At 69.9% G+C, this 19979-nt stretch carries 15 protein-coding genes and 1 tRNA gene; 4 read left to right on the plus strand and 12 right to left on the minus strand.

Annotation, left to right across the window (positions count from 1 at the left end; translation table 11 throughout):
• Nucleotides 1–23: 23 nt before the first annotated feature.
• From ACYQ5L_RS00200 to ACYQ5L_RS00220, 5 genes are all read right to left on the minus strand, one after another.
• Entirely contained in the window at nucleotides 24–1499 is a 1476-nt protein-coding gene (locus ACYQ5L_RS00200; protein ID WP_459954801.1) for a peptidoglycan D,D-transpeptidase FtsI family protein, read from the minus strand.
• Entirely contained in the window at nucleotides 1496–2971 is a 1476-nt protein-coding gene (locus tag ACYQ5L_RS00205) for an FtsW/RodA/SpoVE family cell cycle protein (RefSeq protein ID WP_459954802.1), read from the minus strand. The genes ACYQ5L_RS00200 and ACYQ5L_RS00205 overlap by 4 nt, the downstream gene beginning before the upstream one ends.
• Nucleotides 2971–4479: a PP2C family protein-serine/threonine phosphatase gene (locus tag ACYQ5L_RS00210; protein ID WP_459954803.1), complete on the minus strand. Its 1509-nt coding sequence runs from the start codon at nucleotides 4477–4479 to the stop codon at nucleotides 2971–2973. The genes ACYQ5L_RS00205 and ACYQ5L_RS00210 overlap by 1 nt, the downstream gene beginning before the upstream one ends.
• Nucleotides 4476–4943 (minus strand): FHA domain-containing protein FhaB/FipA, encoded by a 468-nt coding sequence (locus ACYQ5L_RS00215; RefSeq protein WP_379193875.1) that lies wholly within the window; start codon nucleotides 4941–4943, stop codon nucleotides 4476–4478. The genes ACYQ5L_RS00210 and ACYQ5L_RS00215 overlap by 4 nt, the downstream gene beginning before the upstream one ends.
• A 196-nt stretch (nucleotides 4944–5139) precedes the next feature.
• Entirely contained in the window at nucleotides 5140–6531 is a 1392-nt protein-coding gene (locus ACYQ5L_RS00220) for a DUF3662 and FHA domain-containing protein (RefSeq protein WP_459954804.1), read from the minus strand.
• 299 nt (nucleotides 6532–6830) lie between these two features.
• On the opposite strand from ACYQ5L_RS00220, the gene ACYQ5L_RS00225 reads away from it, so the two are divergent.
• Both ACYQ5L_RS00225 and ACYQ5L_RS00230 read left to right on the plus strand, forming a co-directional pair.
• Nucleotides 6831–6913: transfer RNA gene (locus ACYQ5L_RS00225), tRNA-Leu, on the plus strand.
• Nucleotides 6914–7026: 113 nt separating this feature from the next.
• On the plus strand, nucleotides 7027–8403 hold the full coding sequence (locus ACYQ5L_RS00230) for a hypothetical protein (RefSeq protein WP_459963279.1): 1377 nt from the start codon (nucleotides 7027–7029) through the stop codon (nucleotides 8401–8403).
• A gap of 597 nt (nucleotides 8404–9000) precedes the next feature.
• Here the strand turns inward: ACYQ5L_RS00230 and ACYQ5L_RS00235 are convergent.
• Nucleotides 9001–10056 (minus strand): stage II sporulation protein M, encoded by a 1056-nt coding sequence (locus ACYQ5L_RS00235; RefSeq protein WP_459954805.1) that lies wholly within the window; start codon nucleotides 10054–10056, stop codon nucleotides 9001–9003.
• Nucleotides 10057–10114: 58 nt separating this feature from the next.
• Here ACYQ5L_RS00235 and ACYQ5L_RS00240 point away from each other — a divergent pair, with 58 nt between their 5' ends.
• A complete protein-coding gene (locus ACYQ5L_RS00240) occupies nucleotides 10115–10894 on the plus strand; it encodes an RDD family protein (protein WP_459954806.1) in 780 nt (259 codons plus the stop codon).
• Nucleotides 10895–10966: 72 nt separating this feature from the next.
• Here ACYQ5L_RS00240 and ACYQ5L_RS00245 read toward each other — a convergent pair whose 3' ends face one another.
• From ACYQ5L_RS00245 to ACYQ5L_RS00265, 5 genes are all read right to left on the minus strand, one after another.
• The gene (locus ACYQ5L_RS00245) at nucleotides 10967–12262 is read right to left on the minus strand and encodes a DUF58 domain-containing protein (protein WP_459954807.1); all 1296 of its coding nucleotides are present in this window, start codon (nucleotides 12260–12262) and stop codon (nucleotides 10967–10969) included.
• 2 nt (nucleotides 12263–12264) lie between these two features.
• On the minus strand, nucleotides 12265–13281 hold the full coding sequence (locus tag ACYQ5L_RS00250) for an AAA family ATPase (protein ID WP_459954808.1): 1017 nt from the start codon (nucleotides 13279–13281) through the stop codon (nucleotides 12265–12267).
• On the minus strand, nucleotides 13278–14351 hold the full coding sequence (locus ACYQ5L_RS00255; RefSeq protein WP_459954809.1) for a DUF4129 domain-containing protein: 1074 nt from the start codon (nucleotides 14349–14351) through the stop codon (nucleotides 13278–13280). Before ACYQ5L_RS00255 ends, ACYQ5L_RS00250 begins: the two co-directional genes overlap by 4 nt.
• Nucleotides 14348–15211 (minus strand): hypothetical protein, encoded by an 864-nt coding sequence (locus ACYQ5L_RS00260; protein ID WP_459954810.1) that lies wholly within the window; start codon nucleotides 15209–15211, stop codon nucleotides 14348–14350. Before ACYQ5L_RS00260 ends, ACYQ5L_RS00255 begins: the two co-directional genes overlap by 4 nt.
• A 168-nt stretch (nucleotides 15212–15379) precedes the next feature.
• Nucleotides 15380–15946: a TetR/AcrR family transcriptional regulator gene (locus ACYQ5L_RS00265; RefSeq protein WP_459954811.1), complete on the minus strand. Its 567-nt coding sequence runs from the start codon at nucleotides 15944–15946 to the stop codon at nucleotides 15380–15382.
• A 75-nt stretch (nucleotides 15947–16021) separates the two neighbouring features.
• Here ACYQ5L_RS00265 and ACYQ5L_RS00270 point away from each other — a divergent pair, with 75 nt between their 5' ends.
• Nucleotides 16022–17578: an MFS transporter gene (locus ACYQ5L_RS00270; RefSeq protein WP_459954812.1), complete on the plus strand. Its 1557-nt coding sequence runs from the start codon at nucleotides 16022–16024 to the stop codon at nucleotides 17576–17578.
• A 68-nt stretch (nucleotides 17579–17646) separates the two neighbouring features.
• Here ACYQ5L_RS00270 and ACYQ5L_RS00275 read toward each other — a convergent pair whose 3' ends face one another.
• Complete coding sequence (locus tag ACYQ5L_RS00275) at nucleotides 17647–19599, minus strand: DUF4407 domain-containing protein (RefSeq protein ID WP_459954813.1); 1953 nt, start codon at nucleotides 19597–19599, stop codon at nucleotides 17647–17649.
• Nucleotides 19600–19979: the final 380 nt, after the last annotated feature.

Genomic DNA, 19979 nt, shown 5'->3' on the forward strand with positions numbered 1-19979 from the left:
TCTACCTTGCATGTTCATATCGTTCAGCCCCCCTGCAGTCCGGCGTCGAGCACCGCGCGCGCAATGGGCGCGGCGACCGATCCGCCGGTGGCGGCCAAGGCCCGGTCGCCACCGTTCTCGACGATCACCGCAATGGCGATCTTCGGGTTCTGCGCCGGCGCGAAGGCGATGTACCAGGCGTGCGGCGGGGTGTTGCGGGGATCGCTGCCGTGCTCGGCGGTGCCGGTCTTGGAGGCGATCTGGTAGCCGCGCTGCTGGTTGCCGCCCTGGGTGTTCTTCTCCGATTCGATCATCAGGGTGGTCAGCTGGGAGGCCACCGGCTGGCTGATGGCCTGGCCGACCGACATGGGTTTGACGGTCTCCAGGGTGGACAGGTCGGGGCCCTGCAGCTGGTCCACCAGATGCGGCTGCATCCGGACTCCGCCATTGGCGACGGTGGCCGCGATGACCGCATTGTCCAGCGGGGTGAGCGCCACATCGCGCTGCCCGATGCTGCTCTGGCCGAGCGCCGCGTTGTCGGGAATGGTCCCGACCGTGCTGTCCGCCCAGGGAATCGGAATATTCGGATGCGTGCCGATGCCGAAGGCGGCTGCCTCGTCCTTGAGCTTCGCGGCCCCCACCTTGATACCGAGCTCCACGAAAGCCGTGTTACACGAGTACTTGAAGGCCTCGGTGAGCGACGCGGTCGCCGAATCGCCGGGACCGCAGTGGCTGCCGTTGTAATTCTCCAGCGTGGTCGTGGTGTCCGGCAACGTGATCCGCGGCGCCGCGGTGAACTGGTCGTCGGGCTTGGCGATACCGCTGGACAGCGCCGCCGCGGTGGTGATCACCTTGAAGGTGGAACCCGGCGGATAGGTCTGCGACACCGCGCGATTCAGCATGGGCTGGCGCGGATCGGTCTGCAGCGTCTTCCACGCCTCGCCCGCGGCCGCGCCGTCATGGGTGGACAGCAGGTTCGGATCGTAGGACGGCGTGGACACCATGGTCAGGATGCGGCCGGTGCTCGGCTCGATGGCCACCACCGAACCGGTGTAGCCCTTGGCCGAGAGCTGCTCGTAGGCCACCTTCTGCATGACCGGGTTGAGCGTGGTGATCACATTGCCGCCGCGCGGATCCCGGCCGGAGACCATATCGATGAGCCGCCGCCCGAACAGCTGGTTGTCCGAACCGTTGAGCACCGAATCCTCGGCGTGCTCGAGACCGGTGCTGCCGTACTGCATGGAGTAGAAACCGGTCGCCGGCGCATAGGCCAGCGGATCGGTCGGGTAGGTGCGCAGATACTTGTAGCGGTCGTCGGTGGCGACCGAGCTGGCCAGCACGGTGCCCTCGGCGGAGATCTGGCCGCGCTGGCGGGCGTACTCGTCGAGCAACACGCGCACATTGCGGGGATCGCTGCGCAGGCTGTCGGCCTTGATGACCTGGACGTAGGTGGCGTTGGCGAGCAGCGCGACGATCATGACCATGACGGCCATGGCCACCCGGCGCAGGGGTGTGTTCACGCGGCGCCCCCCTTCGGCGGCCGCTTCACCAGTTCGGTGGGCGCGTCCGCGATCGGCTGGTCCGGCAGCCGCTTGCGCGCCGGGGCGGGCGCGCGGGCGGCGTCGGACACCTTGATCAACAGAGCCAGCAGGGCGTAGTTGGCCAGCAGCGAGGAACCGCCGTAGGAGACGAACGGCGTGGTGAGACCGGTCAGCGGAATCAGTTTGGTGACACCGCCGACCACCACGAACAACTGGATGGCGATGGTGAACGCCAGCCCCGCGGCGAGCAGCTTGCCGAAGCTGTCGCGGACCGCCAGCGCGGTGCGCAGGCCGCGGATCACGAAGACGCAGAACAGCATCAGGATGGCGGCCAAGCCGATCAGGCCCAGCTCCTCGCCGATGGTGGTGATGATGAAGTCGGTCTTGGCGAAGGGCACCTGCGAGGGCCGGCCGCTGCCGAGCCCGGTGCCGGCCAGGCCGCCGGTGGCGAGCCCGAACAGCGACTGCGAGATCTGGTAGCCGGTGTTGTTGTAGTCGTCGAAGGGGTGCAGCCAGGTTTCGACGCGCACCTGCACGTGCCCGAAGGCGTTGTAGGCGAAGACGAATCCGAGGGCCAGCAGCCCGAGGCCGATGATGACCCAGCCCACCCGCTCGGTGGCGATGTAGAGCATCACCAGCACGGTGCAGAAGATGAGCAGCGAGGTGCCCAGGTCCTTCTCCAGTACCAGCACGCCGAGGCAGACCACCCAGACCACCAGGATCGGGCCCAGGTCGCGGGCGCGCGGCAGCTCCATGCCGAATACGTGCTTGCCCGCCGCGGTGAACAGATCGCGCTTGGCGACCAGTACGCCCGCGAAGAAGATGATCAGCAGGATCTTGGCGAACTCACCGGGCTGCATGCTGAAGCCGGGCAGGCGAATCCAGATCTTGGCGCCGTTCACCTCGGAGAACCGGCTCGGCAGCAGCGCCGGGATGGCCAGTGCGATGAGGCCGATCAGGCCGAGGGTGTAGGCGTAGCGGGCCAGCGTGCGGTAGTCGCGCAGCACGATCAGCAGTCCCATGAAGACCACCATCCCCAGCCCCGTCCACAGCACCTGCTGATTGGCGTCGGGGGAGGGGATGGGCTGGGAAGTGAAAGCGGCGTCCTGTTTCTCGGCTAGGTCGAGCCGGTGGATCAGGACCAGCCCGAGCCCGTTGAGCAGCGCCACGATCGGTAGCAGCAGCGGGTCCGCGAAGGCCGCGAAGCGCCGCACCGCCAGATGCGCCACTCCGAACAGGGCCAGATAGGACGCGCCCAGTTTGGCGATGTCCCAGGTGATGGACTGTTCCTGACTGGCCTCCACCAGCACCAGCGACACCGTCACGATCACCGCCGCGAGCCCGAGCAGCAACAGCTCGGCATTGCGCCGGGTGGACGGCGGCGGCGCGGGTGCGAATCCGCCCGGCGGACTGGGAAAGGCCCCAGCGGACGGTGGTGCCGGTGCGGACATCAGTCCGTCACCCTGCAGTTCTGACCCGGCGTCTGCGGCACGGTCGTGGTGGTGGTGACCGGCGGCGTCGGCTGCTCGCTGACGCCCGGGGAACGCGGTTCCAGCGGACGGCCCTCACCGGTCTGCTCACCGGCGCCCGGCTGCGGCGCGCCCGGCGTGGTGGTGGTCGGCGCGGCGGGTGTGGTGGCGGTGGTGGTCTGGCCCGGATCGGTGGCCGGGGTGGTCGGCTGCCCCTGGGCGGCCTTCTCGCACGGCGGCAGCAGTTCGCTCTGCGCCAGCGCCTGCATCTGCTTGACGGCATCGTCGCGGGAGCCGGGCGGCAGGCCCTTGTCGACCGAATCGCGGCCGGTGGGCTTGAGGTCGGTGAGCTTCAGTTCCCGGCAGCCGGCCGGGAAACCGGCGCCGGGGGCGGTCAGCTGGAGTTCCCCGGTGCGGGTGACGCAGCCGACCTGATCGACATCGCGAATGGAGTAGCCGAGCACCGAACCGGGTAGCCCGCGCAGCACCACGACCCGGCCGTCGTCCGCGCCCACGTAGTAGTTGCCGCGAATCATGTTGTAGCCCACGGTGAGTCCCGCGCCCACGGCCACCAGCAGCGCCAGCGACAGGGCCAGCCAGCGCAGTTTGTGGCTCTTTTTCGGCGGTTCCGGCTCCGGCGCGGAGACCGCGCGGCGCGGGACCGCGCGCGGCGGTCTCATGGCGGCGGCGCGCCCGGCGGCGGTATTCGGCGGGGGCGTGTCCTCGTCCTCACCGGAGGCCGCGCCCGCCACGATCGGATGGGACTGGCCGTAATCCAGATCGATGACATCGGCGACCACGACGGTCACATTGTCGGGACCGCCACTGCGCAAAGCCAATTCGATGAGCCGGTCGGCGGCCTCGTCGGTGCTGCCCTCGCGCAGGGTGTTGGCGATGGTCTCATCGCTCACCACATCGGACAGGCCGTCCGAGCACAGCAGGTACCGGTCCCCGGCGCGCGCCTCGCGCACCACCAGGGTGGGCTCGATCTCGTTGCCGGTGAGCGCCCGCATGATCAGCGAGCGCTGCGGATGGGTGTGCGCCTGTTCGGGGGTGATGCGGCCCTCGTCGACCAGCGACTGCACGAAGGTGTCGTCGCGGGTGATCTGGGCGAGCTCACCGCCGCGCAGCATGTAGGCGCGGGAGTCGCCGATATGGGCGAGGCCGAGTTTGGAGCCGGCGAACAGGATGGCGGTGAGCGTGGTGCCCATACCGTCGAGCTCGGGCTCCTCCTCGACCTGATCGGCGATGGAGGCATTGCCCTCGCGCACCGCGCGATCCAGTTTGCCCAGCAGATCCGGGCCGGGCTCGTCGTCGTCGAGATGGGCCAGCGCCGCGATCATCAGCTGGGAGGCGACTTCACCGGCGGCGTGACCGCCCATGCCGTCCGCGAGCGCGAGCAGCCGCGCTCCCGCATAGACGGAGTCCTCGTTATTGGCTCGGACGAGACCGCGGTCGCTGCGCGCTGCGTAGCGGAGAACAAGTGTCACGATCGCAGCTCGATCACTGTCTTACCGACACGGACGGGGGTGCCGAGCGGAACTCGCACCGGGGTGGTGACCTTCGACCGGTCGAGGTAGGTCCCGTTGGTGGAACCGAGATCCTCGACGTACCAGTCCTCCCCGCGCGGCGACAGGCGCGCATGCCGGGTGGAGGCGTAGTCGTCGGTGAGGACCAGCGTGGAGTCGTCCGCGCGCCCGATCAGCACCGGCTGTGTGCCGAGTGAGATGCGGGTGCCGGCGAGTGAACCCTGAGTCACCACGAGATATTTGGCGCCCTTCTGGCCCCGGCGCAAGGACGGGAGCACCGCGGAACCGCCTGCGGCGCGCGGTGCGACCCGGATACCGGAGGCCGCGTAGATATCGCTGCGTAGGGTCCGCAGCACCGCCCAGACGAACAGCCAGAGCAACAGCAGGAACCCCGCACGGGTCAGTTGCAGGATCAATCCCTGCACGGTGCTCCACCTCCTGTTCGACCGTGTCGTAGGTACGGGCAGTCAGTACGGAAAAAAGCTCCGTGACCCCCAACCGGTGCGCTTCGGCATGCCGCCGCGAGTGTTGGCAGCATCATAGGGCCGACGACCGGTTGCGATCACGATACGACCGAGGAATCTCGAGCCATATCGTGACCTGCACCGCGAGCTTACGGGATCAGACGATCCGGATCAGGATCTCGGAATGCCCGGCGCGGATGACATCCCCGTCGGCGAGCTGCCAGTCCTGCACCGGCGAGCCGTTGACCAGCGTTCCATTGGTCGAACCGAGGTCGGAGAGCATGGCCGTCTGGCCGTCCCAGCGCACCTCGATATGCCGTCGCGAGACCCCGGTGTCGGGCAACCGGAAATGGGCGTCCTGGCCGCGGCCGATGATGTTGCTGCCCTCGCGCAACTGGTAGGTGCGGCCGGAGCCGTCGTCCAGTTGCAGCGTGGCCGAGTAGCCGGAGCCGCCGGCCGGGGCCGCGTACCCGCCCTGCTGGCCGTAGCCGCCCTGCTGCTGACCGTAGGCCTGATCGTCGGCGTAGCCGCCCTGATCGGGGTACTGGTCGTAGCCCTGCTGGCCGTAACCCTGCTGCCCGTAGCCGCCCTGGTCGTATCCGGGCTGCTGCGCGTAGCCCTGCTGCTGACCGTAACCCTGGTCGGCGTACCCGCCCTGCTGGCCGTAACCCTGGTCGGCATAGCCCTGCTGGCCGTAGCCCGGATCGGCGTAGCCCTGGTCGTAGCCGCCCTGCTGGCCGTAGCCCTGGTCGGCATAGCCCTGCTGGCCGTACGCCTGGTCGCCGTACCCGCCCTGCTGGCCGTACGCCTGATCGCCGTAACCACCCTGCTGGCCGCCGCCGTAGCCGCCCTGCTGCTGGTAGTCGTAGCCGTTCTGGTACTCGCCGTAGCCCTGCTGATCGGGCGCGTAGCCGCCCTGATCGGGGTACTGCTGACCGCCTTGGGGCGGATAGTCGCCGTAGCCCTGCGGGCCGGGCCGGCCCGCAGGCGGGGGCGCGTACCCGCGGTTACGTGGATCGGACTCCGCGGGCTCACGGCTGGGGTCGTAGCCTGAGTTCTGCGTCATGGGGCCAGCTCCTGGTTGCGGGTTGGGTCGTGGTCTGCGTTCAGGGTTCCGCGCCGGGCCCGCCCGGCGGTCGGCGGCTGGTGTGCCGCCGACGGCGTCCGGGTCCACCCGGCCGCGTGTCCTGAACTGTCCGGTGTGCAGCGTAGGGGATGCCTCGAACTCCACGTGCACTTCGCCGTACGTCTGCCATCCTTGCTCGCGGATGTAGTCCTGCAGGTGCTTGGCGAATGCTCGCACGGTGAGGTCGTGGTCGGCCTGTCCCTCGCCCTGGACGAGCTGCCCCAGGTCCGACTCGTTGATGGTGATGACATAGCTGTTGGGTGCCAGCAGGTGGCCACCGCCGACGTCCTGGACGTGGTCGGCGGCCTCGCGCTGCAGCGCCGCCTCGACTTCCTGCGGGACGACGCTACCGCCGAACACCCGGGCGAACACATCACCGACAGCCCCTTGGAGGCGCCGTTCGAATCGCGAAACGATCCCCATCGCCCCTCCTCTCGGGTCAGGACGCTCCCTCGAGTGAAGCGTGCTTCGTGTCGTGCGTGTGCGACGCCGTGGCCCTGCCCATCAGGCAAGGTGAACGCGGTGCATCCCCGATACAGCGACACGCGAACATGGCGTGTCGCCGCAGGGACACGGTGATTGCATGATATCCACGATCGTCCACACCTGTAACTCTTGGAAACGGCCCAAGGTTCCCTAGGTGGGAGTAACCATGCCCACCGGCGATAACCAGGCGATTTCGTTTTGGCGCATACCCCGTGATACGTTTCTTCCCGTCGCTCGGGCGAGTGGCGGAATGGCAGACGCGCTGGCTTCAGGTGCCAGTGTCCGTAAGGACGTGGGGGTTCAAGTCCCCCCTCGCCCACTTGAATAGGCATTAGGCCCGATCTGGAATCCGGATCGGGCCTAATGTCTTTTTCCGTGATCTCTGTGCGTGCGAAACGGTCGGCATCCTTCCTGGCGGCGGCGCTGGCGGTAATGGGCTGGGCGGCAATGGGTTCCGCCGGTGCGGCGTGGGGCCCGCTGGCCGAGCCGAATCCGTATCTGGGGCCGGTGGGCACCTCGACCATGCACGGTGACGCCGGATCCTCCGATGCCGTGCCGTATCCCGGACCGGGCGCCGATGCGCAGATGAAGTCGGCGTATCCGCTGGCCTCGGCCTGCCCGACGCTCCTGCGGGGTTCCGACGGCCTGGTGGTGGCGCTGTGCACGGCCATCGTGAATCGCGCGCCAGTGGTGCATCTCATAGATCCGGGCGCCGCGGGACCCGTGGCGGGATCGCTCGCTTCGCTGGAACTTTCGCGCGGCGGACTGCTCGGCGGCGTGTATGCCTACCTGGACAACGGCGATCGTCTGGTGGTGGTCGACGGGGAGCGGCGACTGCTGCGGATCGGGCACGCGCGGAGCGGCGGCGGCTGGAAGCTCTCGATCGAGGAATCGGTGGATCTGTCGGCCGCCATTCCGGACGGCGACAGCGTGACGGGCCTGGTCCCGGATTGGTCCGGCGCCGTCTGGTTCGCCACGGCGAAAGGGATCGTCGGCACGGTGGGTGCGGGCGGCGCGGTCGCGACCCTCGCGTTGCCGGCGGGGGAGCAGGTGGCCAACAGCATCTCCGCCGCGCCCAGCGGGCGGGTGACCGTCGCGACGACGCACGCGCTCTACGAATTCACCGCGGATGCCGCGGGCCGCCCGCACCAGCTGTGGCGCGCGGTCTACGACCGGGGTTCGGCGCGCAAGCCCGGGCAGCTGTCCTGGGGCACCGGATCCACGCCCACCTATTTCGGTCCGCGCACCGGCGCGGACTACCTGACCATCGTGGACAACGCCGACGGGCAGGTGCACGTGCTCGTATACCGGTCCGGCAGCGGTGAACTCGTGTGCGAGCAGCCGGTGCTGACGCGCGGCGGGGCGGGCAGTGAGAATTCGCCGATCGGGGTGGGCCGCTCGGTCTTCGTGGCCTCCACCTACGGCTATCCGTATCCGGCGGTGCCGGAGGGTGCGGGCCCGGCGGTGCCGGCTTCGGCGCCGTTCACCGGCGGGATGACCCGGGTGGACATCGACGACGCGGGCGGCTGCCGGACGGTCTGGGAGAACACGGTGCGCAGTGCGGCGGTGCCGCATCTCTCGGCCGGTGACGGGCTGCTGTACACGGTGACGCGGGTGGGCCTGCCGGTCACCACCCCGGCGGACGGTTACGCGTTCACGGTGCTGGATCCGGAGACCGGGTCGGTGCTGTCGGATCGGGCGTTGCCGGGCACGGTCGTCTCCGATCCATTGCAGACCTCGCCGCTGCTCATGCCGAGCCAGGGCGTACTGCAGGGGACGACCACCGGGATCGTGCGTGTGGACCGCTGAGTGGGAGGGGAAATTCCCAGGTCGCGCGCGGTGTGACGAAGATCGCAGCGCCGTGTGGGAACCCCCCGGCCGGGGCGTTGCCGGAGGGCTTTTCCGGGGTCGCGCGCGGGTGAAAAACGATTGCCGGAAGGTATCGGCTCGGGTATGCGCCCGATTTTCTCCGCCCATTGCCTGACGCTGGTTTAGTCAAAACTCGCTTAAACAAACTTCTAGTTTGTTTCAGTTTGGGCGACTGCTCCGCAAAGCGCCTGAGCTGGGGCGAAACGCCAGCTTAACGCGGGTTGAACCGCGAGCGACCGGCAAAAGCGCGAGTTTTCCGCAAACCGTGCGAAGGGTGTCGCGCCGGTTCGTGCGCAAGAGGTCGAAACGGGCGCGCGAACGGTACCGCACGGAAGGATTCGGAGGTGTCCGCAGACCGCCCGCAAAGCGGAAGCTGGAAATTTGCGATCTTGTCGGGTTGTCTTCCGCCAACGGGTGTTTCGCCTGGTCACTTATACGCTCGCCGCGCAAGTTGGAGGTTGCGTAGCCATAACGATTGTGTAGAGTCATCGGCAACGCTGGCCGCAGCTGAGCCGGACTCGCTGCGGCCAGTGGAAATCAATTTCCGGTACGAACGAGCGAGGGTGAACCCGCCCCTCCCGCAACCGGTTCCACGCCTCTCATCGTCGAGTAGCTCGACAGGTGCTCTTCGGCGGCCGCCGCGTCCTGATCGAGCGCCACCCGCCGGCCCAGCCCGAAGACGTAGCACAGGAAGCCCAGTTCGGCCAGCGCCCCGATGCCGATCCGCAGTGCGGCGGGCAGTCCGCTCGGTGTCACGAAACCCTCGAGCAGACCCGAGATGAACAGCACCACCACCAGACCGAGCGCGATCGTGGCCGTCTGCCGGCCCTGCCGCGCCAGCGCCGCCGCCCGGCTGGACCGGCCCGGGTCGATGAGCGTCCAGCCGAGCTGCAGCCCGGCCCCACCCGCCACGAAAATGGCCGTCAGCTCCAGCATTCCGTGCGGCAGGATGTAGCCGAACAGCGCGTCCAGCCGCCCGGCGTCGGCCATCAGCCCGGCGCTCACGCCCAGATTGAGCGCGTTCATGGCCAGCACATACACCGCCGGCAGGATGAGCACCCCGGTGAAGAGCGCGACCGCGGCCACCGAGGCATTGTTGGTCCACACCTTGGCCGCGAACGCGTCATTGGGATGTTCGAAGTAGTAGGTCTCGAAGGCCCCGCCCGGCTTGGTCAGGAGATCGGTGTCGGTGTCCAGCCCCAAATGCCGCCGCGCCGATTCGGATTCGGCCACCCAGGCGCCCAGCGCCGTCGAGCCGGCCAGGAACAGCGCCGCCACGGTCACCCACCACGGCCACGCCCGGTACACCGCGGCCGGGAAGCGGTGCGAGAAGAACAGGCCGATCTCGCGCAGGGTATCGGTCTGCGCGCCCAGCACCCGCCCGCGCGCCCGGGTCAGCACCGCGGAGAGACCGGCGATCATTTCCGGATCGGCCGAGCGCGCCTGCAGGCGCGCCAGCTGCTGCGAGGCCAGCCGGTACAGCCGCACCAATTCGTCGGCCTCCGCAACGCTGAGCCGCTTCCCGCGGGTGGCCAGGTGATCGAGGCGGTCCCAGGACGGCTTGTGCACGAAGGTGTAAACGTCGAGATCCATGGTTGCCTCCCCGTGCCGTCGCTCGGAAGAATGCTAGTCGCCCCCCAGTAGGAGTGACATGGCACTTTTCACCACCGGCGAGGCCGTCGCCGTCGAGCTGCCGATCGCGCGCATCGCCACCCGCGCCGCGGCCTTCCTGCTCGACCTGACCCTGCAGGTGGCCCTCGGGCTCGTGCTGGTCTTCGGGGTCGAGGCGATCCTGGTGGCCTGGCACGCGGATTCGGCGTGGCGCGATGCCGCCGCGGTCATCGCCATCGCGTCGATCCTGGTCGGATATCCGGCGACCGTCGAAACCCTCACCCGGGGACGGTCGGTCGGCAAGATCGCCCTGGGGCTGCGGGTGGTGCGCGCCGACGGCGGGCCGATCGACTTCCGGCACGCGATCACCCGGGCGCTCTCGGGATTGGTGGACTTCTGGATTCTGGGCACGGGGCTGGTCGCGGTGGTGACCTCGCTGTGCTCGCCGCAGGGCCGCCGGATCGGGGATGCGCTGGCGGGCACGGTGGTGGTGCACGATCGCAGCCGGTTGCCGTGGGCGCCGCTGGCGGTGTCGCCGCCGTGGCTGGCGGGCTGGGCGCGGCAGCTGGATCTGTCCGGGCTGCCGGAGGAGCTGGCGCTGGCCGCCCGCAACTATCTGATGCGCTCGCGCACGCTCACGCCGGCGATCCTGGATCAGCTGGGCCGCCGGCTGGTCATCGAGGTGTGCACCGCGGTGCGGACGCCGCCGCCGAATGGCTATCCGCCCGTGCACATTCTGGGCGCGGTGCTCGCCGAGCGGCAGCGCCGGGCCTTGCAGCGGTCGCCGCGACAGGCGCCCATGCGCCCGGTCGCCGCCTAATGGGCGCTGTCGGCGTAGCCGTCGTCAGCCGCGCATGGCCGGAGCGAAGGCGGAGGTTCCGCCTAGACCGGACTACAGCGCGCCGGTCTGCTTGAGTTCCAGGTACTCGTCCGCGAGGGCCTCGGGCAGCCGGTCGGGCGTGGCGGCGATGACGCGAACCCCGGCGCGGCGCAAGGTTTCCCGGGCGATCGAGTATTCGGCGACGACATTCTCGGCGGCGGCCGCGGTGTAGAGGTCGCCGAGGCCGGAGCGCCGGGTGGTGGCGGCCGCGACCTGCGGATCGGTGACCGAGACGATGAGCACGCGATGACGCCGGGTGAGGGTGGGCAGGACCGGCAGAATGCCCTCCTGCACGGTGGCGGCGTCGAGATGGGTGAACCAGACGACCAGGCTGCGGCGGCGGGCGCGGCGCAGGGTGGTGCGCAGCAGGCCCTGATAGTCGGTGTCGACGAGCTGCGGGCCGACTCCGGCGAGCGCGTGCATGAGCTTGAGCTGCAGGCGTTTTCCGCCGATCCCGCTCACCTCGGCGCGCAGTTCGCGGTCGTAGGCCAGCAGGTCCACCGAATCGCCGCCGGCGGCGGCCAGCCCGCCCAGCAGCAGGGCGGCCTCGATGGTGGCGTCCAGGCGGGTGCCGTCGCCGACGCGGCCCGCGCTGACCCGGCCGGTGTCGAGCAGCATGACCACGTGCCGATTGCGCTCCGGCCGCCAGGTGCGGACCAGGACGTCCTGGGCGCGGGCGGTGGCGCGCCAGTCGATGGTGCGCACATCGTCGCCGGCCACATATTCGCGGAAGGAGTCGAATTCGGTGCCCTGACCGCGAATCGGCGAGGTGTTGCGACCCTCGAGCTGCTGCAGCTGCCGGACCTTGGCGGCCAGCAGGCGTTCGCTGCGGAACGGCGGCAGTGCGCGCACCCGGGCCGGAATCCGGTGCCGCACCTGCCGTCCGGCAAGGCCGAGCGGTCCGAGCAGCCGCACCGTGACCGGTCCGGCCGCGCGGTCGCCGCGGTATTCGGGGGTGAGCTCGGTGTGCAGCCGGACCCTGGTGTTGGGCGGCAGTTCCAGGGTGTGGCCGCGGTTCTCGGGATGGGTGCTGGCGGGCCAGTCGTCCCACAGGATGCCGCGCAGGGTGCGGGCGCCGGTATTGAGCGCGACCACCTCGACCTCGACGGTGCGGCCGGTGCGCACGGTGGTGAGCGGCTCCCGGGAGATCTCCAGGGCGCCGGTGGATCCCAGCAGCGCCAGATCGGCGCCGATGAGCGCCGCCAGGACCGCGGTGGCCAGCGCCACGCCGAGCCAGGACGGCATGACCAGGGTGACGAACAGGGCCGCGAGCGCCGCCGCGACGGCCGCGCGGCCGGTGACGACCACGACTAGACCGGGACGGGTACGGACATGAGCAGCGAGTTCATCACGCCCTCGGCGGTGACGCCCTCCACCTCGTGTTCGGGTCGCAGCTGCAACCGGTGCCGGAGCACCGCCACCGCAACGGCTTTCACGTCGTCGGGGGTGGTGTAGCCGCGGCCGTGCAGCCAGGCGAAGGCGCGCGAGGCCGCCATGAGCGCGGTGGCGCCGCGGGTGGAGGCGCCGTGCGCGACGGCGGGGGAGGTGCGGGTGGCCCGGCACAGGTCGACGGTGTACGCGAGCACCTCCGGGCTGACGGCCACCTTGGCCACCGCCTGGCGGGCGGCCGCCAGATGCGCGGGCCCGGCCACCGGTCGCAGCCCGGCCGCGACCAGATCACGCGGATCGAATCCGGCGGCATGCCGTTGCAGAATGCGGAATTCGTCGTCACGCCCGGGGAATTGCACGTCGACCTTGAACAGGAACCGGTCCAGCTGCGCCTCCGGCAGCGGATAGGTGCCCTCCTGCTCGATGGGGTTCTGGGTGGCGATCACCACGAAGGGATCGGGCAGCGGCTGCGGTACGCCGTCCACCGAAACCTGCCGCTCCTCCATGGATTCCAGCAGCGCGGACTGCGTTTTCGGTGGGGTGCGGTTGATTTCGTCGGCGAGCAGCAGATTGGTGAACACCGGTCCGCGCCGGAAGGTGAACTCCGCCGAATGCGGGTCGTAGATCTGCGATCCGGTGACATCGCCGGGCATCAGGTCGGGGGTGAACTGAATGCGCGCGTGCTCCAGATCCAGCGCGGTGGCCAGCGCCCGCACCAGCAGCGTCTTGGCCACGCCCGGAACGCCTTCCAGCAGGACGTGGCCGCGGCACAGCAGGGCCAGCACCAGATACATGACCGCATGGTCGTTGCCGACCACCGCCTTGCCGATCTCGGTGCGCAGCGCGAGCAGCGCCTGCTGGGCCTGTTCGGCGGTGGGGGCGTGATCGGTGTCCACGAGTGCCTTGTCCACGAGTTCCTTTGCGTCAGATCGGGTCACAGGACCTCCGCTTCGATCCATTCGAGTTGTGCGGCCACGAGTTCCAGGGTCGCCCGGTCCGGGACGGGGTCGTACAGGGCGGCGCGGACCGTGGCCGGGTCGGCGCCGGTGCGCACCGCGAGGGCGGTGACCACCACCTCGGGGGCGGTGTCGGCGGTGAGGTCGAGGGCGGGCCGCAGCCGGCGCAGCGCCGCCGCACGCAGTTTGGCCGCCACATGATCGTGGTCGCGGGATTTCCGGTACAGCCCGGCCTGTCCGGTGAGCAGTTCGGTGGCGGGCGCCTCCACGGGCCGGGCCTCGCCCACGACCGCGCCGCGGCGGCGGCCGCGCCAGGCGATGACCACGGCCCAGGCGATGAGGAACTGGACGCCGCCGAAGGCGGCCCAGGCGGGCATGCGCTCGAAGATCGAGTCCCGGCCCTCGCCGAAGTCCGGCGCGTCGACATCGGGCCGCCGCGGCGGTTCGTCCGGGAGATCGATCGGCGGCGGGCTGTCCGGCAGATCCGGCTTATTCGGCGGCGACGGGGGCGGGCCGATATGGGTCAGCAGATAGACGAGGGCGATGCCGAGGATCGCGCCGCCCAGCGCCGCCCAGAATCGCCAATCGCGCAGTAGCGCGGGCAGTTCCAGCGGTTCGCGATCACGCTTCGCTTTCGTCTTCTTGGCGCTCTTCTTGCGACGGCGTTCGCCGATCTCGGCCGGTTCGGCCTTGGGCGGCGGTGCGACGGAGAACAGGTCGGCCTGTTCCAGCAGCCGGTACTCTGCCTCCTGCGCGGGCCGCCCGCCGTAGACAATCTCGTCGAAACTGTGTGCCGCCGCGGGTAATCCGGCCGAGTCGGCGGGCAGGGCGGTGGCGGCGGCGTGCGCGGTCTCGCGGGCGGTGCGGGCGCGCCGCACCTCGAGGATGCCGCGCTGTTCCAGGCCGCGGGTGACGGCGCGATAGCGTTCGCGCACGGCGGTGCCGAAATCCGCACGCAGGGCGGCCTCTTCGGCGGCGGCGCGGTGCAGGGCGGCCGGGCCGAGGGCGGGTTCCGGTGGCGCGGCCGGCGGGGACCGATGCGGTTCGGTCATCGGCGTGCCTGTTCGGACCAGCGGATATCCCAGGCTTCGCGGCGGCAGCGGCGGTCCACATAGGACACCACCTGCGCCGCGGACTCCACCATTTCGGCGAAGGCCACCAGGAACAGCCCGAGGACGATGAGCATGACGGTCACCGTCCAGCGCTTGGTGCCGGCGATATCGGAGAACAGCCCGGGCACCACCAGGAACGGCACCAGCAGCACCAGCACCAGGCCGCGCAGATACATCAGCACCCCGACCAGCCGCCATTCCGCGCCGGACACCAGTAGTTTCGAGCGGGCCGCCGCGATCCGGTAGGTGGCGGACTCGTCGAAAATGGCGGGCACCGTGGCGAATTGCCGCGCCCGCAGCCAGAGCAGCCACAGCAGGGCCAGTGGCGCGGTGATGAGCAGCGGTGCGCCGAGCGCCAGCACGCCGACGCCGATCAGGGTGTACATCACCTGATACCCCAGCAGCGGACCGGCTTCCGAGGCCAGCTGCTGCACGGCCCACCGCCAGGTGATGGGCTGGTCGTGCACCGCGGCCAGGCCGACCGGGACGGTGATGCCGCGCACGAACATGCGCAGCGCCCAGGCGCAGACCAGGGTGGTGAGCAGCGCGGCCCAGAAGACCCCGGCATCGGAATCGCCGGTGGCCAGCGAGACCAGCACGGTCGAGATGACCGCCAGCGCGGACGCGACCGCGATGCCGCTTCCGAAGAGCGCCGCCAGCATGGTGATCCGGGTCTGGATGAGCGCGAACGGGAGATCGATCAGCTCCCGGAACTGGAGGGGGCGGACAGGCACCGGCTCGGTGGCCGGTTCCCCCACCGAGCCGGCCGGACCGAACGAATCGGCAGCGGCAGGCAACACGAGCCCGAGTCTATAGTGACCAGCCTCCCCCGCCTCCCCGAATATTCAGCGCCCGGCTGAGAGCCGTGAACCGGCAGGCACGCGTGCCGCCGGTCGGGAGCCAACCCGATTTTGGGCGTACCCGGTGAGTTACCCGGACCTCACGAAATCAGCCGTCGCCTTATCGAATCACCGGTCGGTGCCGAGCAACCTGGCAACGACCTTGCGGTAGAGCTCCGGTTCGACGGGTGGCATGCCGAGCAGGGCGCGCAGGTAGACGCCGTCGCCGACCAGTTGCACGATCTCGGCCCGGACCGGGTCCTCGATCTCCTTGTCGAGTCCGGCCTTCCAGGTGGCCATCACTTCGGTGAGGGCGCGGTCGACCTCGTCCTCGTCGGTGTCGTGCGGCCCGTCGACGGTGCGCATGGCGGCCAGCATGGAGCGGTAGAGCGCGATCTCGAGGGCATCGGTCTCATTGTCGGGATGCGGCGCCTGCAGGTACCACTCGGTCACCGATTTGCCTTGGTCGACGGCGCTTTTCAGCTGCTGGTCGGCGCGTTCGCCGAGGCGGCGCACCAGCCCGGCGAGCAGTGCGTCCTTGGATTTGAAGTGGTAGAGCAGCCCGCCCTTGGACACCCCGGCGGCCTTGGCGACGCTCTCCAGCGTCACCTGGGACATGCCCTTGTCGAGCAGCAGGGTTTCCAGGGCGTCGAGGATCCGGTCGCGGGTGCCGGACGCATCGCGGGTGTTGGTCACGGAATCACTGTACCGTCCGGACGGTTGAATCTGTTACTGTACCGTCTGGACGGTTCAACTCCGAAAGAGAAGGCAATGACCACCCACACCACACCTCCCGGTCCGGCCGCCACCGCGGCGACCGGTGCGAGCACCGGCACAGCGACGGCCCGCACCTGGGCCGGCCTCGGTGTGCTCGCCCTCGCGCTCCTGCTCATCTCGGTCGACGCCACCGTGCTCGACCTCGCGATCCCGGCCATTACCGGCGATCTCGCACCCACCACGCCGCAGCTGCTGTGGATCATCGACGTCTATTCGTTCGTGCTGGCCGGCCTGCTGATCACCATGGGCACCCTCGGCGACCGCATCGGCCGCCGCCGGCTGCTGCTGATCGGCGCGGCGGGCTTCGGCGTCGCCTCGGCCCTGGCCGCCTGGGCGGTGAGCCCGGAAATGCTGATCGCCGCGCGCGTGCTCCAGGGCGTCGCCGGCGCCACCCTGATGCCCGCCACCCTGGGCCTGATCCGCGCCATGTTCACCGATGCCCGCCAACGCACCCTGGCCATCTCGGTCTGGGGCGCCATGGCGAGCAGCGGCGCGGCCTTCGGCCCGCTGCTGGGCGGCTGGCTGCTCGAGCACTACTGGTGGGGTTCGGTCTTCCTGATCAACCTGCCGGTCATGGCGGTGCTCATTGTCGTGGCCCCGTTCCTGGTGCCGGAGTCGCGCGACCCGAATCCGGGCCGCTTCGACCTGGTGAGCGCCGGGCTGTCGATGCTGGCGCTGATCCCGGTCGTGTACGCGGTCAAGGAATTCGCCGCGCACGGCCCGAGCGTGCAGCTGCTGGTGCCGGCCCTGATCGGCGCGGCCGCGGGCGTGTTGTTCGTGCGCAGGCAGCGGGCCCTGGCCAACCCCTTGATCGACCTGGACCTGTTCCGCCTGCCGCCGTTCCGCTCGGCCGTGTTCGCGAACCTGCTGGCGGTGTTCGCGCTGGCCGGCGTGCTGTTCTTCGGTTCGCAGTATCTGCAGCTGGTGCTCGGCAAGTCGCCGCTGCAGGCGGGTCTGCTGTTGATTCCGGGCACCATCGGCAGCATGGCGGGCGCGCTGGCCGCCGCGTACGCGGTGCGCCTGTGGCGGCCGGTGACGGTGCTGGCCGGTTCGCTGGTGACGGCCGCCGCGGGTGCGGTGCTGTTCTGGCTGCTGGTGGCCGACCCGGCGGGCTCGGTGCTGCCGTTCATCGGCGGCTTCCTGCTGATCGGCGTCGGTGTCGGTGTGGCCCTGACGGTTTCGTCGGACATGATCGTGAGCACCGCCCCCGCCGAGCGCGCGGGCAATGCCGCCGCCATCTCCGAGACCGCCATGGAGGCCGGTATCGCCCTGGGCGTCGCCGTGCTCGGCAGCGTGGTCATGGCGGCCTTCCGCCACGGCCTGGACCTGTCCACGGTCCCGGCCGCGCACGCGGGCGCCGCCCGCGAATCCCTGGGCGGCGCCATCGAAACCGCCCGCGCCCTGCCGCAGCCCGCGGCCACCACGCTGATGGAGTCGGCGCAGTCCGCCTTCGTCTCCGGCGTCCATCTGGCCGCCACGGCCACCACGGCGATCCTGCTGGTGACCGCCCTGGTCGCCTACCGCGCCGCGACTCCGCGCCGCCGGCGATGAAAACGACTGTGGCCCGGAATGTTTCACGTTGAACACGGAAACATCCGGGCCACAGCCCTTTTCGGATATTACTCGTCGCCGTTGCCCGGGGGCAGCTCGCGCGGGCCGCGGTGCTCGAGCTCCGGGTTGTGCCGGGCGTCGAGCGAGGTCTGCCGCGGGGCGGCGGGCAGCGGTCGGCCGGGTTCGACGACCTGACCGGCGGGCAGGGCGCCGTAGTTCGGGTACTGGTGGTAGGGCTGATCCACCACGGCGGCCATGCGCTGGGCGTAGGCCTGCTGCGGGGAGCCGGGCGGAAGCTGGTAGCCGTACTGCTGCGGCGGCGCGAACTGCTGGTGCGGCTGAGCGGAATCCGCGGAGTCGACGGTGACCTTGCGGGTGCGCTTGAGGGTGAAGGTGATCTCCTCGGCCTCCTCGAAGGCCTGGCGCACGGTGCGCAGCGGGTGGGTGGCGGTATCGATGGCATTGGCCACGAACGACGGCACCAGGGGCCGGATCCAGCGAGCCGCGGTGTCGGTGAACGGCACCGTGCCGATGATCGGGAGCTCCAGCCCGCCACCCCTATTGGCCGCCGCGGGCTGTTGCCCCGGGCCGGCCGGTGCGAGCGCGCCGCCCGGCTGCACCGGCGCCACCGTGCCCGGCATGAGCTGTGCGGGCAGATTCGACGGTGCCACGATCCCCTCCTGAGACACGGGACTGTCCTTTCCCTCTCCGGCCGCAGTCCCGGCCGGGAGTTCATGCTGTGCGGCGCGGTCGAATTCGTCGATGGCGCGCTGCTGTGGTTCGGTGATGCCGATCTGGAAGTTCCCGATGGCGGCGATGATGCGCGTGCGCTGCCGCTCCCGGTCGATGGCGGTATCGGCGTGCGCGGCCAATCTGGCCGCGGTGAGCTGTTGTTCGGCGCGCAGGCTCTCGGTCTCGACCCGCACCTCGGCCTGTTTGACGGCAATGGCGGCGGCTGCGGCCTGATCGACGCGACCGGTCGCGGTGCGCAGCGCGACCTCCCGATCGAAGGAGGTCTCACCGCGCCACCGGCGCAGCAGCAGCGGCAGCAGGGCCAGCACGATGAGCAGTGCCCAGGTGGCCAGGCGCAGGGCGAGTGCGCCGAAATGATCGGTGGTGTAGTCGTTCATGGCCACCCAGCGCGCCCCGAGCCCGCGATCACCGGCGGTATAAGCGGTATCCCGCGCGGCGGCGAGGGCGGCGTCCTTCTCGGTGATCCGGGCGTCGAAACCCTCGATCTTGGCGCGGGCGGTGTTCAGCTGGGTCCGCGCGTCCTCGAGCATCTGATTGGCGGTGCGTTCCTCGGGCCCGCGGCCCGGCACGCCGGTGATCCGGGTCTGCGGGCATTCCGGGGTCGGATTGAATTCACAGCGCGCCGTCACCAGCGCGGTGTCGATATCGCTCTGCGCCTTGGCGATCTGCTGGTCGAGGCCGGTCCGGTCGGCGCGCGCGGCGTCCAGTTCCGCCCGCGCGGTGACCACGGCCGGCGCGGATTCCACATTCCGGGTGGCGGTTTCGTCGAGCAGCCGGTTCACGGTGCCGCCGAACAGGACGGTGCACGCCAATTCGGCGATCAGCACGCCCGCGACCACGGCGACGCCGATCCGTCCCGCGAATTCGGCTCGGGCGCGGCGGTTTTCTTTTCTATCGGGCACAGCATCCCGCGCCGGGGTCGCGCCGGTGGCCAATGCCCGGGACACGGCTCCCACCAGCAGCGTCGCGATCAAGGCCACCACGATGACGGCGAGCACCGGCCACCCCGCGGCCCCCGTCGCGACCGCGGTCACCACTCCGGCCGTGACCGCGAACGCGGCCACAATGGCTCCGGTCACCGCATAACCGCCGCGTTCGTGCCCATCGGTCAGCCGGGCGTGCGCGCCGCCGAGCCAGGTGAGCAATCCGGCAGCGCCCGCGGCAGCCGCGGTCGTGGCCTTCGCCGATGCGGCTGCGGCCTTGGTCGATGTGGATGCGCCCCCCGGAGCAGCGGATTCGTCCGGTTCAGGGACGTGGTGAACGGTCATGGGAGCTCACATCCTCTAAGTCCCAGGCTGATTCGGCCTTGCGAAACCGTCGCTGATTCGTTGTCTCAGCGTCACATGCCCACGCGGATTCCATCGAGCCTGGCGGCTGGGATGTGGCCAGGCTCACAATGGCGTGTTTCGAGCGTGTGACGTGGTGTTGCTCACGTCCCGAACTGCCGGTATATCGAGAGAAATGGTGACCCGGCGCACAGTCGGCGTTAGCCAGTGGTGTGCTGAACTCCACACCCGCGAAAGATTCCGTACGGTCGGCAGGTTGCCGGAGCACGTCGCCAGGACCGCCGTGCGGCGCGTGCGCGGTGTCCGGAAAGTTAGCCGCCTTACAGCCGGTTTGCCGGGATCCTTTGCGGGGAAATCTGTTC

This window comes from Nocardia sp. IFM 10818, from assembly GCF_054655275.1.

Bases quoted from the DNA above. Each gene is read 5' to 3' on its own strand.
- ACYQ5L_RS00205 (WP_459954802.1), bottom strand. From the start codon at position 2,971: ATGTCCGCACCGGCACCACCGTCCGCTGGGGCCTTTCCCAGTCCGCCG.
- ACYQ5L_RS00220 (WP_459954804.1), bottom strand. From the start codon at position 6,531: ATGGGGATCGTTTCGCGATTCGAACGGCGCCTCCAAGGGGCTGTCGGT.
- ACYQ5L_RS00230 (WP_459963279.1), top strand. From the start codon at position 7,027: ATGGGCTGGGCGGCAATGGGTTCCGCCGGTGCGGCGTGGGGCCCGCTG.
- ACYQ5L_RS00235 (WP_459954805.1), bottom strand. From the start codon at position 10,056: ATGGATCTCGACGTTTACACCTTCGTGCACAAGCCGTCCTGGGACCGC.
- ACYQ5L_RS00240 (WP_459954806.1), top strand. From the start codon at position 10,115: ATGGCACTTTTCACCACCGGCGAGGCCGTCGCCGTCGAGCTGCCGATC.
- ACYQ5L_RS00255 (WP_459954809.1), bottom strand. From the start codon at position 14,351: ATGACCGAACCGCATCGGTCCCCGCCGGCCGCGCCACCGGAACCCGCC.
- ACYQ5L_RS00270 (WP_459954812.1), top strand. From the start codon at position 16,022: ATGACCACCCACACCACACCTCCCGGTCCGGCCGCCACCGCGGCGACC.
- ACYQ5L_RS00275 (WP_459954813.1), bottom strand. From the start codon at position 19,599: ATGACCGTTCACCACGTCCCTGAACCGGACGAATCCGCTGCTCCGGGG.